Annotated in this window: 14 protein-coding genes; 7 read left to right on the top strand and 7 right to left on the bottom strand. The window is 64.6% G+C overall.

Going from position 1 to position 12,994, the window contains the following annotated elements; all coding sequences use genetic code 11:
* Window positions 1–105: 105 nt before the first annotated feature.
* The 3 genes from IVB01_RS10720 to IVB01_RS10710 all read right to left on the bottom strand — a co-directional run bounded on the left by IVB01_RS10720 (window position 106) and on the right by IVB01_RS10710 (window position 3,167).
* Complete coding sequence (locus IVB01_RS10720) at window positions 106–456, bottom strand: RidA family protein (protein WP_027575148.1); 351 nt, start codon at window positions 454–456, stop codon at window positions 106–108.
* 131 nt (window positions 457–587) lie between these two features.
* Window positions 588–1,505 (bottom strand): PHB depolymerase family esterase, encoded by a 918-nt coding sequence (locus tag IVB01_RS10715; protein WP_247281801.1) that lies wholly within the window; start codon window positions 1,503–1,505, stop codon window positions 588–590.
* 3 nt (window positions 1,506–1,508) lie between these two features.
* Window positions 1,509–3,167: an FAD-binding dehydrogenase gene (locus IVB01_RS10710; RefSeq protein ID WP_247281800.1), complete on the bottom strand. Its 1,659-nt coding sequence runs from the start codon at window positions 3,165–3,167 to the stop codon at window positions 1,509–1,511.
* Between the two features lie 265 nt (window positions 3,168–3,432).
* On the opposite strand from IVB01_RS10710, the gene IVB01_RS10705 reads away from it, so the two are divergent.
* The 5 genes from IVB01_RS10705 (at window position 3,433) to IVB01_RS10685 (ending at window position 7,922) form a co-directional block, all read left to right on the top strand.
* Window positions 3,433–3,903 carry a hypothetical protein gene (locus IVB01_RS10705; RefSeq protein ID WP_247281799.1) on the top strand — a complete coding sequence of 157 codons (471 nt, stop codon included), beginning with the start codon at window positions 3,433–3,435 and terminating at the stop codon, window positions 3,901–3,903.
* 194 nt (window positions 3,904–4,097) lie between these two features.
* On the top strand, window positions 4,098–4,292 hold the full coding sequence (locus IVB01_RS10700) for a hypothetical protein (RefSeq protein ID WP_346015479.1): 195 nt from the start codon (window positions 4,098–4,100) through the stop codon (window positions 4,290–4,292).
* 23 nt (window positions 4,293–4,315) lie between these two features.
* Window positions 4,316–4,906: an SCO family protein gene (locus IVB01_RS10695; protein ID WP_247281797.1), complete on the top strand. Its 591-nt coding sequence runs from the start codon at window positions 4,316–4,318 to the stop codon at window positions 4,904–4,906.
* Window positions 4,907–5,153: 247 nt separating this feature from the next.
* A complete protein-coding gene (locus IVB01_RS10690) occupies window positions 5,154–6,089 on the top strand; it encodes a transporter substrate-binding domain-containing protein (protein WP_247281796.1) in 936 nt (311 codons plus the stop codon).
* Between the two features lie 192 nt (window positions 6,090–6,281).
* Window positions 6,282–7,922: a lysine--tRNA ligase gene (locus tag IVB01_RS10685; protein ID WP_247281795.1), complete on the top strand. Its 1,641-nt coding sequence runs from the start codon at window positions 6,282–6,284 to the stop codon at window positions 7,920–7,922.
* Window positions 7,923–8,025: 103 nt separating this feature from the next.
* Here the strand turns inward: IVB01_RS10685 and IVB01_RS10680 are convergent, their stop codons facing one another.
* Entirely contained in the window at window positions 8,026–8,679 is a 654-nt protein-coding gene (locus IVB01_RS10680; RefSeq protein ID WP_247281794.1) for a helix-turn-helix transcriptional regulator, read from the bottom strand.
* A 281-nt stretch (window positions 8,680–8,960) separates the two neighbouring features.
* Here IVB01_RS10680 and IVB01_RS10675 point away from each other — a divergent pair, with 281 nt between their 5' ends.
* Together IVB01_RS10675 and IVB01_RS10670 are read left to right on the top strand one after the other, a co-directional pair.
* On the top strand, window positions 8,961–9,305 hold the full coding sequence (locus tag IVB01_RS10675; protein WP_247281793.1) for a DUF952 domain-containing protein: 345 nt from the start codon (window positions 8,961–8,963) through the stop codon (window positions 9,303–9,305).
* Window positions 9,302–10,399 (top strand): quinone-dependent dihydroorotate dehydrogenase, encoded by a 1,098-nt coding sequence (locus IVB01_RS10670; RefSeq protein WP_247281792.1) that lies wholly within the window; start codon window positions 9,302–9,304, stop codon window positions 10,397–10,399. Before IVB01_RS10675 ends, IVB01_RS10670 begins: the two co-directional genes overlap by 4 nt.
* A gap of 129 nt (window positions 10,400–10,528) precedes the next feature.
* On the opposite strand, the gene IVB01_RS10665 is transcribed toward IVB01_RS10670, so the two are convergent.
* The 3 genes from IVB01_RS10665 to IVB01_RS10655 are packed head-to-tail and all read right to left on the bottom strand — an operon-like array spanning window position 10,529 to window position 12,917.
* Window positions 10,529–11,854 carry an MATE family efflux transporter gene (locus IVB01_RS10665; RefSeq protein ID WP_247281791.1) on the bottom strand — a complete coding sequence of 442 codons (1,326 nt, stop codon included), beginning with the start codon at window positions 11,852–11,854 and terminating at the stop codon, window positions 10,529–10,531.
* 1 nt (window position 11,855) lies between these two features.
* Entirely contained in the window at window positions 11,856–12,590 is a 735-nt protein-coding gene (locus tag IVB01_RS10660; protein ID WP_247281790.1) for an MBL fold metallo-hydrolase, read from the bottom strand.
* Between the two features lie 21 nt (window positions 12,591–12,611).
* A complete protein-coding gene (locus tag IVB01_RS10655) occupies window positions 12,612–12,917 on the bottom strand; it encodes a DUF6460 domain-containing protein (protein WP_247281789.1) in 306 nt (101 codons plus the stop codon).
* Window positions 12,918–12,994: the final 77 nt, after the last annotated feature.

Here is a 12,994-nt window from a genome sequence, read left to right as displayed (position 1 = left end):
TCTCCTTCGACAGTGCCGTGTTGGCTGACCGTAACTATCGAAGGAATGCGCGCGCCGATCGATTACCTCGGAGGTCATCGGCGCACGCATAATCTCATGCAGGCGTCACTTCGCCGCGGTCACCATGATCTCTACGGTGTATTGCGGCGCCGCCAGCTTGGCTTCGACGGTGGCGCGGGCCGGCGTGTTGCCAGGCGAGACCCAGGCGTCCCACACCGCGTTCATCTCGCCGAACGTTTTCATGTCGGTGATGTAGATCGTGGCCGAGAGCAGCTTCGATTTGTCGGTGCCGGCCTTGGCGAGGTGGCCGTCGATGGTCGCCAGGATGTCCTGGGTCTGCTTCGTCACGCTTTCGCCGGCAGCCTTGTTCGCGACGACACCGGCGAGATAGACGGTGTTGCCGTGCACGACGACCTGGCTCATGCGCGGGCCGGTTTCAAAACGCTGAATGCTCATTTGGGATCTCCTGGTGGAAGGGCGGCCCTGTCTAGCCCAGCGATTCGCGCTGTGCCAGCCCAGGCACGCATGCGTTGCCAGGCGCGCATGCCTTGCCAGACACGCATGCGCTGCCTGCGGCGATGCGCCGCTCAGCGAAACTGGCTGAAGAAAGCCCAGATCGTCTCGGCGCCGTCGATGTCACTGTTCTGTGGCCCGAGCAGGCCGGTCGCGACCTTCGGGAAACGCGCGTCAGGTGCAAATCCGGGCATGCGATGGCCGCCTCGATTGACGCGATAGAGCACGACGTCGTGTCCGGCCGGGCAACGTGAGGAAATCCGCGTCACGGTGGATTGGTCGGTGGGACTTCTGTCGGGCAGGTCGGCTTCGGTCAACTCATCCGCGTCGCAGCCATTGAGCTTGCGCCAGAACGCCAGCGTCTCGTCGGTCGACCAGAACCCGTCTGCGGCATAATAGCCCGATCCGCGTCCACCTTCATAGGGCACCAGCGGGTCGGCCGTGCCGTTCATGATCAGAATCGGCAGCGGCCGGGACGGATGGCACGTGACAGCAGCCTCGTCGGTGAGATTCATGATCACGCTCGCAGCTGCCGCGAGCAGATCGGCGCGGGCGCAAGCCAGCGTCATCGCCATGGCGCCGCCGTTGGAGATGCCGGTCACGTAGACACGCTTTGCATCGGCGGTGCCGTCGGCCACCAGCTTCTCGATAAGTTTTGCGATGAACGCGACGTCATCGGTGCCCTCGGGTGGACCGCGGAGCGCGGGTCCCGCCTTGGTCCTCGCATCGGCCCAGGCGTGGTTGAGTCCGTCCGGAAAGACAACGGCGAGGCCCTCGCGCCTGGCAAGCTGCGGCCACGCCGTCCGCGCGACCATGTCGGCACCGCGCTGGGTCTTGCCATGCAACACGACGACTAGCGGCGCAGGCTTTTTCGCCGGCAGCTGCGCGGTGTAGGAGCGCTTCACGCCGTTGACGTCAACCGTATCGGCAGACGCCGCCGTGACGGCGGTGAGGGCCACGAGGAACGCCCCGATATGCATCCACCGCCGCATGATCTAGCCCACCGCCTTCGCCGCGGAGCGGCCGGCATTGCGCCCGGAGAACAGGCAGCCGCCGAGGAAGGTGCCCTCCAGCGAGCGGTAGCCGTGCACGCCGCCGCCGCCGAAGCCGGCGGCTTCGCCGACCGCATAAAGGCCGGGAATGACGCTGCCGTCCTCACCGAACACGCGCGACTCGAGATCGGTCTCGAAGCCGCCCAGCGTCTTGCGGGTGAGGATGTTGAGCTTCACCGCGATCAGCGGTCCATGCGCGGGATCCAGAATTCTGTGCGGGGAGGCGGTGCGGATCAGCTTGTCGCCGATATAGCGGCGCGCATTGTGGATGTTCATCACCTGCGCATCCTTGACGTAAGGATTGGCGATCTCTCGGTCGCGCGCTTCGATCTGCATCCTGATGTGCTCGAGCCTGACGAGGTCGCTGCCGGCAAGCTCGTTCATGGCCGCAACGAGCTCATCGAGCTTGTCGCGCACGATGAAGTCGACACCGTGGCTTTTGAACGCCTCCACCGGCCCCGGCGCGCCTTTGTTGGTGGCGCGGCGCAAGGTCATGCGCCAGCTCTTGCCGGTGAGGTCGGGGTTCTGCTCCGAGCCCGACAGCGCAAATTCCTTGTTGATGATGCTCTGCGTCAGGATGAACCAGGAATAATCATAGCCCGTCGACATGATGTATTTGAGCTGGCCGAGCGTGTCGGAGCCCGGGAATAGCGGCGCCGGCAGCCGCGTGCCCGTGGCGTCGAACCACATCGAGGACGGGCCGGGCAGGATGCGGATGCCGTGGCGCGGCCAGATGGGTGACCAGTTCTGGATGCCCTCGACGTAATGCCACATGCGGTCGCGATTGATCAGCCGCGCGCCAGCCTTCTCCGTGATGCCGATCATGCGGCCGTCGACATGCTCGGGCACGCCCGAGATCATGAATTTCGGCGGCTCGCCGAGCCGCTTCGGCCAGTTCTGCCGCACCAGCTCATGATTGCCGCCGATGCCGCCGGAGGCGACGATCACCGCTTGCGCCTTCAGCGAGAACTCGCCGACGGCGTTGCGTGACGAGCTCTTGCCCCGCTCGATCGTATCGGGGGCGAGAACGGCGCCGCTGACGCCATCCACCGTGCCGTTGGTGATGGAGAGCGCATCGACGCGATGGCGGAACCGAAAGCTCAGCCGGGCGCTTTGGGCGGCTTCGCGCGCGCGGCGCTCGAATGGTTCGACGATGCCGGGGCCGGTGCCCCAAGTGACGTGGAAGCGCGGCACCGAATTACCATGGCCCATTGCATCGTAGCCGCCGCGCTCGGCCCAGCCCACCACGGGGAAGATGCGATGGCCCATCGCCCGCAGCCAGCCGCGCTTCTCGCCGGCCGCGAACCCCACATAGGCCTCGGCCCATTGCCGCGGCCAGAAGTCCTCGTCGCGGTCGAAGCCGGCGGCGCCGATCCAGTCCTGGAGCGCGAGCTCGTAGGAGTCCTTGATGCCAAGTCGGCGCTGCTCCGGCGAATCGACCAGGAACAACCCGCCGAACGACCAGAACGCCTGGCCGCCGAGCGACTGTTCGCCCTCCTGGTCGACCACGATGACGCGCTTGCCCGCGTCCGCAATCTCCGTTGCGGCCACCAGTCCGGATAGTCCGGCGCCGACGACGATGACGTCCGTCTCTTCAATCATGTGTCTCCCCCTCCTCGGGTTCCCCCCTGTAGTTGTCCGGATTGAAGCCAGCGGTTGCAACTGAGATCAAGGGTGTGGCCGGTAAGACATCATTAACTTGTTCCACTTTGGGATAGAGACCAGCCGAGTGCAGCGCGGACGCAACACTGGATTTGAATTTGTTTTGAGCAAGCCGGCGTGCCTAGACAAAACCGCAGACTCGACCGACGCTAGCCGTGCATCACCACCTGACACGCAGATTCGAATACGACTGGGGCGGGGGACAATGAAGGTTCTGACGGGGTTGCTTGCGGCGATTCTGCTGATCGCCGGCATGGGGGCTTCTCACGCGGTGGTTCGAATTGCGGATGACCGCGGCGGCAGGATCGGAACCTACGTCGACAAATACCAGGGCCTGCGGCAATCAGGCGAAACCGTCATCATCGACGGCCTCTGCGCGTCCGCCTGCACCATCGTGCTCGGCGCCATCCCACGCGACCGGATCTGCGTGACCTCGCACGCAACGCTCGGCTTCCATGCGGCGTGGGATTTCGGCAGCAACGGCCGCGCCATCACCAATCCAGAAGCTACCCAGATGCTCTATGCGATGTATCCCTCGCAGGTGAAGCGCTGGATCGCGCAGCGCGGCGGCCTCACCCCGCACATGCTCTTCCTGAGGGGCAAACAGCTCCAGGCCATGTACAAGCCCTGCTACCTGGACGCGCAAGCCTCGACCAACAAGCCATCATCAAGGTAGGCCCAACCCCTCCGGTTTTGGCAAACTTGCACCACGATTGAGGTGCTCTCCCGCTTGGCTTGCGGGAGTGGCGACCCTGCGACAAGCTCGCGCTGCTACACGCTTATCGTGATCTCTGCCCCACCCCTGCGCTTGCCGGGTCCCGCGTCAGCGCCTATTTGAAAGGCAGGGAACCCTTCGCCCCGATCATGACCATGGTTCAACCACTGCACCCGGCCCATCCAGTATCGGACAATTCGCCCAATGCCGGCCGGATGCCGTCCGTGCTGCTGTGGGTGGGCGCGGGTCTCGGCGCGCTCGTCGTGGTCGCCGCCCTCACGCTCTGGTTTCACTACGGCACCCAGGTGTTCTTCGAAATGATCAGGACCGGTTTCACCGCCTGCTTCTGATCTCGACAGGAAGTGTTCCGCCAATGAGCTCCATCGCCCGTCCGCTGGTGATCGCAACCGCCTTCGCCGCAAGCCTCATTGTCGGGCTCCTGATCATGTTCTGGGCCATGGGCGGGATGAGCAAGGTGGCGCAGCCGGCCACGATCGGCGGTCCGTTCCAGCTCACCGATCAGAACGGCAAGACCGTCACCGACAAGAACCTGAAGGGCAAGCCGACCCTGATCTTCTTCGGCTACACCCATTGCCCCGACGTCTGCCCGACCTCGCTGTTCGAGATCTCGGAAGTGCTGCGCGCGATGGGCAAGGATGCCGACAAGGTCAATGCCATCTTCATCTCGGTCGACCCCGAGCGCGACACGCCGGCGGCGATGAAGGACTATCTGTCGAGCTTCGATCCGCATCTCGAGGGCCTCTCCGGCGATCCCGCCGAGATCGCCAAGGTGATCACGTCCTACCGTGTCTACGCCAAGAAGGTCCCGACCAAGGACGGCGACTACACCATGGACCACACCGCGCTGATCTATCTGATGGACCGCGACGGCCGCTTCGTCTCGCCGTTCAATTTGAAGCGGACGCCGGACGAGGCGGCGGCAGAGCTGAAGCGGTATCTCTAAGAAGAGCGCGATCGCACCGCGAGCTCACCCTCCTACCTGGCCTGCGGGAGAGGTGCAGCGGAGGCGGGGGTGATAGCTCTTTGCTCCGAGGGATTTCTTGGTTGTTGAAACACCCTCTCCTCCGCCTTCCCCCCCGGCACGGGGGGAGGGAGCGCACCGTCACCTTGTCCGCATTCAGCGCTCGCGTTCCGGGCCGAATGGTCTATAAGGCCCTCCGATCCCACCGATATCAGTTCATTTCCGGCCGATGGCACCATCGCAACAGGCGAAATCGTCGAAATCTGCCCGTAGCTTGCTGCGCCGGCTGGCCATCGGCGGGTGCCTGCTCGCGGGCCTATCCGGCGCGAATGCCCAGACACCAGCCAAGCGGCCGCCCACTGCGCCCCCGGCCACGCCGCAAACCGTGCCCCAGGCCGCCCCCCAGGCCGTGCCCGGTTTTTGGGATCCGCGGCGCCGTCCGGAGCGGCCGGACCTGTCACGCCTGACCGTGATCCGTTTCCTGACCGAGACCGACTATCCGCCGTTCAACTTCACCGGCGCCGACGGCAATCCGGCCGGCTTCAACGTCGACCTCGCCCGCGCATTGTGCGACGAGATCAAGGTGACCTGCACGGTGCAGATGCGCCGCTTCGAGACGCTGGTCGACGCGCTCACCTCCAACCGCGGCGATGCCATTATCGCCTCGATGGCGGTAAGCCCGCAGCTCCGCGCCCGCGTCGATTTCACCGATCCCTATTACCGGGTGCCGGCGCGTTTCGTCTCGCGCAAGGACGCGGTGATGCCGGAAATCCGGCCCGAATATCTCGAAGGCAAGAAGGTCGGCGTCATCGCCGGCTCCGCGCACGAAGCTTATCTCAAGGCGATGTTCACCGACGCCGAACTGCACGCCTATCCCAATGACGATGCGCTCCGCAGCGCTTTACGCAAGGGCGAGGTCGATTTCATCTTCGGCGACGCCATCTCGCTCGCGTTCTGGATCAACGGCACCGATTCCGGCGATTGCTGCGCTTTCTCCGGCGGCCCCTTCGTCGAGAGCCGCTTCTTCGGCGAGGGCATCGGCATCGCCGTGCGCAAGGGCAACGACGTGCTGCGCCAGGCCCTGAACTGGGCCCTGTTCCGCGTCTGGGAAAAAGGCCGCTACACCGATCTGTGGCTGCGGTATTTTTCGGTGAGCCCGTTTTAGGTTCTTCGCTGCTCTCAGATCCTCATCCTGAGGGCTTGCGTAGCAAGCCTCTCGAAGGATGAAGGCCCCACTGATGGCCTCGCCCTTCGAGACGCGCGCGAACAGCGCGCTCCTCAGGGTGAGGGTCTGACACTCGCCCACAAAATTGCATTCTGCCCGGAAATCGCTATTTTCCGCGGCCCGGAGGCCCCGATGTCCGTTATCGATCTTGCCGCGAGCCCGAGCGACCTGCGTGCGCTCGCCGAACAATCCAACGCCTGGCCGTTTGAGCAGGCGAAGGCGATCGTCGCGCGGCTGAAGAAAAGCCCGAAGGACGAGGTGCTGTTCGAGACCGGCTACGGTCCCTCCGGCTTGCCGCATATCGGCACGTTCGGCGAGGTCGCGCGCACCTCGATGGTGCGCCATGCTTTCCGCGTGCTGACCGAGGACAAGATCAAGACGCGCCTGCTCGCCTTCTCCGACGACATGGATGGCCTGCGCAAGGTGCCTGACAACGTGCAGAACCGGGCGCCGCTGGAAGCCAATCTCGGCAAGCCGCTCACGCGCGTCCCCGATCCCTTCGGCACGCATGACAGCTTTGGTGCGCACAACAATGCGCGCCTGCGCGCCTTCCTCGACCATTTCGGTTTCGACTACGAGTTCGCGAGCTCGACCGATTACTACACATCGGGCCGCTTCGATGCGACGTTGCTTAAGATGCTGGCCGCCTACGACAAGATCATGGCGATCATCCTGCCGACGCTCGGGCCCGACCGCCGCGCCACCTATTCGCCATTCCTGCCGATCAGCAAGACGACAGGCGTGGTGCTGCAAGTGCCGATGATCCGGCGCGATGTCGCGGCCGGCACGGTGACCTATGTCGATCCTGACACCAACCAGGAAGTCGAAACGCCGGTCACCGGCGGCAACGTCAAGTGTCAGTGGAAGGCCGATTGGGCGATGCGCTGGGTCGCGCTCGGCGTCGACTACGAGATGGCCGGCAAGGACCTCATCGACTCCGTGAAGCTGTCCGGCGCGATTGCCAGGGCGCTTGGCGCCACGCCGCCGGAAGGCTTCAACTACGAGCTGTTCCTCGACGAGAAGGGCCAGAAGATCTCGAAGTCGAAGGGCAACGGCCTCACCATAGACGAATGGCTACGCTACGCCTCGCCGGAATCGCTGTCGCTGTTCATGTACCGTGAGCCGAAGGCGGCCAAGCGGCTCTATTTCGACGTCATCCCGCGCAATGTCGACGATTACCAGCAATTCATCGACGGCTTTGCCAAGCAGGATGCCAAGCAGCAGCTCGGCAATCCGGTCTGGCACATTCATAACGGCCATCCGCCGAAAGGCGACATGCCCGTCACCTTCCAGCTCCTCTTGACGCTGGTGTCGTCGTCGAACGCGGAGAATGCCGAGACCTTGTGGGGTTTTATTGGCCGCTACCGTCCCGGCGTGAGCCCGCAGACGCATCCGAAGCTCGATGCCATGGTCGGCTATGCCATCAACTACTACCGCGACTTCGTCGCGCCCACGAAGCAATTTCGCGAGCCGACTGATAGCGAGCGTGCCGCGCTACAGGACCTGCGCGATGCGCTGTCGCAACTGCCGGAGGACGCCTCGGCCGAGGACATTCAGAACGTCGTCTACGAGGTCGGCCGCCGCGAGCCGTTCCTCGATCAGGTCAAGAAGGGCAAGGACGGCCGTCCCGGCGTCACGCTCGACTGGTTCAACATGCTTTACCAGGTGCTGCTCGGTCAGGAGAAGGGCCCGCGCTTCGGCTCCTTCGTCGCGGTCTACGGCATCCAGAACGCGGTCAACATGATCGACGGCGCGCTGGCGCGGAGTGCGTAGGACGTAGTCCCGATTGCTTGTACTTGACCTTGCCGAGGGCCACGGCGAAACGCGCGGCGCGGGTGATGTCATCGCCTGGTTCACCACGCCAGGCGGGGCGCAATCACTGGCTCGCCCAGACGATCCGCGCCATCCAGGCGACATCACTCACCGCGATCGCCCGCTCCGCCTGTGATGCATCGAACGGCTGCAAGTCCAGCGCCTTTGCCGTGCGGCGCTTCAGCGTCGCGACCGCCATCTCGCCCGCTTTGGTCCTCACCACCACGCGATCGCCTTTGCGGATCGGCGTGCCGCGCGAGACCAGGATGACGTCGCCGTCGCGATAGGCTGGTTGGAGCGCATCGCCGGAAATCTCCAGCGCAAAGGCGTGGCCGTTCTCGGCGGTGGGAAGCGCGATTTCGGTCCAGCCCTTGCCGGATGGAAGGCCCGATTCGTCGAAAGCGCCGCTCGCACCGGCGAGTGCGAAGCTGAGCAGCGGCACCGAGTGAGGCTCGCCGGCGTCCTCGTCGATCAGCCTGGCAAAGCTGTCAATCGAGGCGCCGGCCGCCGCCAACGCCTTCGCGATCGATTCCGTCGAGGGCCAACGCTCGCGGCCGTCGGAGGTGACGCGTTTGGACCTGTTGAAGGTGGTGGGATCGAGCCCCGCGCGCTTGGCAAGGCCGGATGGCGAAAGCCCGGCGCGCGCCGCCAGCCGATCCAGCGCGACCCAGATCTGGTCGTGAGTCAGCATCCTCTGCGCTTTGGCCTGTTTGACCATCGAAGCAACTCAGGAAAACTGTCCTCAAATCAAACCGGTTTTCCGTTTTTCGCGCAAGGGGTGGTGGGCAGAAGCTTTTTCAAGCCAAGTGGGCACCGGTTCGCGTCAAGAAAACGCGTCAAAACAAGAGTCTAGAGGCCCGTTCCGATTTCATCGGAACGGAAAGGCTCTAGGTCTTGAGTTCAGAAGGGGCCGCCTTTACGGTCGCGGCCGGGTTTTGAGGACCCGCGAGAGACGAAAAATCCCAAAAAACTCAAAGAGCAAACAGGACTGCGGTAGCGGTGGTCAAGATCTACAAAATCTGTCCGGCCTCGGCCTGGCGCGAGGCGGAACGGCAGGGTGTCTACCGTGGCAGCGCGGACGATGCGCGCGACGGTTTCATCCATTTCTCGACCGCCACCCAGGTTCCCGAGACCCTGCGCAAGCACTATGTCGGGCAGCGCGCGCTGTTCCTGGTGGAGGTCGACGGCGATGCGCTCGGCAGCGAATTGCGCTGGGAGCGATCGCGCAATGACGAGCTGTTTCCGCACCTTTATGGCGAGCTCGATCTCGGCGCGGTGATCGCTGTGATGAACCTCAACTTGCGTTCCGACGGCGGTCACGATGTTCCGGAGCTTGCCCCGTGATCCGCGCTTTCGACGCGTTTTCGCTGCCGGTGCTGCGCTGGCTCGACCCGGAGGATGCGCATCGGCTCGCGATCCAGGGTCTGCGCTTCTTGCCACCCGTCAAGCCGCGCCTTGATGATCCCAAGCTCGCGGTGCGCGCCTTCGGGCTCAACTTCCCCAATCCGATCGGCATGGCCGCGGGCTTCGACAAAAGCGCCGAGGTGCCGGATGCGTTGCTGCGGCTCGGCTTCGGCTTCGTCGAGATCGGCTCGGTGACGCCGAAGCCGCAAAGCGGCAACCCGCGGCCGCGGCTGTTCCGGCTGGAGCGCGACGAGGCCGTCATCAACCGCATGGGCTTCAACAATGACGGCGCGGACGTCGCCTTGCGCCGGCTCGCGGCGCGCGCAGCGCACGGCGGCATCGTCGGCGTCAATGTCGGCGCCAACAAGGATTCACCCGATCGCGTCGGCGACTACGTCAAGCTGATCGAGACCTTTGCGCCGGTTGCGAGCTATTTCACCGTCAACGTCTCCTCCCCGAACACACCGGGTCTGCGCAATTTGCAGGAAGGCGCACTGCTCGACGATCTTCTCGCACGCGTGATCGACGCGCGGGAACGGGTGCGCCAGAAGGCGGGCGACACGCCGGTGCTGCTCAAGATCGCGCCTGATCTCAGCCTTGCTCAGCTCGACGATGTCGTGCAGGTGGCGCGCTCGCGCCGGGTCGACGGCATGATCGTGTCGAACACGACGATCGCGCGACCGACCACGCTGCGCGAGGAGATGCGCGCCAGGGAGCAGGGCGGTCTGTCCGGACGACCACTATTCCGCCTGTCGACGCGCATGGTCGCGGAGACCTATGTGCGCGTCGAGGGCGCATTTCCCCTGATCGGCGTTGGTGGCGTCGATTCGGGCGGGGCCGCGCTGACCAAGATCCGCGCCGGTGCCAGCTTGATCCAGCTCTATTCGTCGCTGGTCTACAAAGGACTCGGCCTCGTCGACGAGATCAAGCGCGACCTGACCTCGACGCTGCTCCGCACCGGGCGGGATTCGCTCTCCGAGATCGTCGGCGCGGATGCGGCGACGCTCACGGCGGAAGATTGGCCGGGGATGTAAGGTGGACTCCGCGCCGCCTTGGGCGGTGCGGTGCTGATCGGGGCCCACAAGCCACGGGGTCCCGGCTCTGCGCAGCAGCGTTTCACGCTGCAGCGCGTCCGGGACACGAACATCTCGGGTACGATCTTTCTACGGCTTCGAAAACGTCGCCCTGAACTGCGCCGGATAGCGCGCGGCCTGCAAGCCGCCGCGCGAGACGTAGGAGGCCAGCAGGGCGCTCCACAGTCCGGCATTGCCGAACGATTGCAGCGCCCACCAGGTGCCGAGGAAGATCGCGAGCGAGGCCAGCATCAAATTGCGCATCTCGCGCGCCCAGGTCGCGCCGATGTAGATGCCGTCGAAGCCGAAGGCGAAGACGCCGGGTAGGGGCGCGAGTACAACGAACGGCAGGAAGTCGCGCGCGGTACGGCGGACGTCTTCGCTCGCCGTCATGAAATCGATCAGGGCCGGCCCGAACAGCGCAAACAGCACCGCGACGACGATTGCAAAGCCGAGTCCCCACAGCAGCACCAGCCGGGTCGAATCGGCAAATCCCTTGGCATCGCGTGCGCCAAGGCTGCGGCCGCAGAGCTGCTGGGCCGCGTTGGCGAGACCGTCGAGGAAGAAGGCGCTGACCAGCAGGAAGTTGTTGAGCACGGAGTTGGCGGCCAGCATGACGTCGCCGGCCTGTGCGCCCTTGGCGGTGAAGAACAGGAACACGGCGATCAGCGCCGCGGTGCGGATCAGGATGTCCGAATTCACCGCCAGCATCCGCAGGAGCTTCTCGCGGTCGAGCAGCGTAGCGTACGGGACGGCGAAGCCGCCGCCGGCATAATAGCGGCAGACGATCACGCCAAGGGCGAACCCGACGGCTTCCGACAACAGCGCGGCGCTCGCGGCGCCGGCGATGCCGGTGTCGTAGACCAGCACCAGCAGGATCGTCGCCGCCATGTTGACGAGGTTGATGACGACCTGAAGCAACAGAGCCGAATTGGCGCGGGCCTGGCCGATCAGCCAGCCGAGGATGACGTAGTTGGCGAGCGCGAACGGCGACGACCAGATCCGGATCTTGAAGTACGTCTTCGCGGCCTGCGTCACGCCCTCGCTGCCGCCCATGAGGTCGAACAGCATCGCGGCGAGCGGCAGTTGCAGTGCGATCAGCGCGGCGCCGATCAGGCCAGCAACGATGAAACCGCGCGCCAGGATCGCGGTCGGCTCGCGCGTATCACCAGCGCCCAGCGATTGCGCGGTGAAGGCGAGCGTGCTCATGCGCAGGAAGCCGAACAGCCAGAACAGGCAGTCGAAAATCACTGACGCGATCGCGACGCCGCCGAGCAGCGCCGCATCGTCGAGCCGTCCGATCGCTGTGGTCGAGACCACGCCGATCAGCGGCGTGGTGAGGTTCGCGACCATCGCAGGCCCGGCGATGGCGAACACCTGGCGGGAACCGATCCTGGGATGAACGGGCGCGTGCATGTCAGAACACGAGCGCCATGCCGTCTTCGGCGGCGAGATGCTCGATGTCGTCCAGGCGCGACAGCATGTCCTCGCTCATATGGGTGAGGACGAGGCGCTTTGCGCCGATCGCGGGCAGATGCTGTTCCAAGGTCTTCAGGCTGAGATGGTTCTTGACCGCCTTCTCGTACATATAGGCTTCGGCAATGAAAAGATCCGCGCCATGCGCCAGCGGAATGAGCGTCTCCGTCCATTCGGTATCGGCGCTGTAGGCGAGCGTGCGGCCCTCAGCCTCGACGCGATAGGCCAGGAATGGCCCGCCGGATTGGCCGTGCACGACCGGGTAGGGCGTCACTGTCACTGCGTCGAAGCTCTGGCTTTGCTGAGGCGCGAGTTCGACGACGGAGAGCTCGAAACCTTGTTTTGTCTTCGAGGAGTGCTCGAACAGCGCTTCCATCACCTGCGTTAGTCGCATCTCGATGCCTTGCGGGCCCGCAATCGTCAGCGGCCGCGTCCGCCGCGAGAATTGGGCGTCGAGCAGGAAGAATGGCAGCCCGGCGAAATGATCGCCGTGGAAATGTGTGATGAGAATGAGATCGATGTCATTGCGCTCGATCTCCAGCCGTTTCAGGGCCGGCAGAGCCGACGCGCCGCAATCGATCAGGAAATTGGTCTCGCGCCCCGAGATGTGGAAGCAGGTGTTGAGCCTGCCACCGGAGCCGAAGGCGTCACCGCAGCCGACAAAGCGTAGTTGCATCGGCTGCGGGCCCCTAAATCCTTACCTGCCGCGCGGCGCGCCGAACACGCGCGACAGCAGCCAGATCGGAATAACGATGACCGCGCCCAGCAGGAAGTAGCGCCACAGCCAGTTCACGGCATCGAAGCCGAGATCCCACAGCCGCTGGAATAACAGGCGGATGCTGTAGATGATATTCCAGGGATCGAAGCCGATCGCGGCCAGCACGACGCCGACCAGGATCGAGAGCAGGACCAGCCGAAACGCGACCGCCAGCGGCGTGCCGCCGAGAAAGCGGTTCAGGCCATCGCTGCGGCCAGCCGGCAAATCTCTGACGTCGTGGGCCATCGCAAGAAACTCCTCAACGGGGATTCGCCCCGATTATAGGTCACCGCGGGGCACATGGGGAACCCGCAACGGTGCGT

This window comes from Bradyrhizobium sp. 164 (genome assembly GCF_023073715.1).
Classification (GTDB): Bacteria; Pseudomonadota; Alphaproteobacteria; order Rhizobiales; family Xanthobacteraceae; genus Bradyrhizobium.
This window is presented reverse-complemented; position numbering and strand designations above follow the sequence as displayed.

Coding starts and splice junctions, on each gene's coding strand:
- IVB01_RS10665 (WP_247281791.1), bottom strand. CDS start 11,854: ATGCACGCGCCCGTTCATCCCAGGATCGGTTCCCGCCAGGTGTTCGCC.
- IVB01_RS10680 (WP_247281794.1), bottom strand. CDS start 8,679: ATGGTCAAACAGGCCAAAGCGCAGAGGATGCTGACTCACGACCAGATC.
- IVB01_RS10660 (WP_247281790.1), bottom strand. CDS start 12,590: ATGCAACTACGCTTTGTCGGCTGCGGTGACGCCTTCGGCTCCGGTGGC.
- IVB01_RS10655 (WP_247281789.1), bottom strand. CDS start 12,917: ATGGCCCACGACGTCAGAGATTTGCCGGCTGGCCGCAGCGATGGCCTG.
- IVB01_RS10690 (WP_247281796.1), top strand. CDS start 5,154: ATGGCACCATCGCAACAGGCGAAATCGTCGAAATCTGCCCGTAGCTTG.
- IVB01_RS10700 (WP_346015479.1), top strand. CDS start 4,098: ATGGTTCAACCACTGCACCCGGCCCATCCAGTATCGGACAATTCGCCC.
- IVB01_RS10715 (WP_247281801.1), bottom strand. CDS start 1,505: ATGCGGCGGTGGATGCATATCGGGGCGTTCCTCGTGGCCCTCACCGCC.
- IVB01_RS10705 (WP_247281799.1), top strand. CDS start 3,433: ATGAAGGTTCTGACGGGGTTGCTTGCGGCGATTCTGCTGATCGCCGGC.
- IVB01_RS10685 (WP_247281795.1), top strand. CDS start 6,282: ATGTCCGTTATCGATCTTGCCGCGAGCCCGAGCGACCTGCGTGCGCTC.
- IVB01_RS10720 (WP_027575148.1), bottom strand. CDS start 456: ATGAGCATTCAGCGTTTTGAAACCGGCCCGCGCATGAGCCAGGTCGTC.
- IVB01_RS10695 (WP_247281797.1), top strand. CDS start 4,316: ATGAGCTCCATCGCCCGTCCGCTGGTGATCGCAACCGCCTTCGCCGCA.
- IVB01_RS10710 (WP_247281800.1), bottom strand. CDS start 3,167: ATGATTGAAGAGACGGACGTCATCGTCGTCGGCGCCGGACTATCCGGA.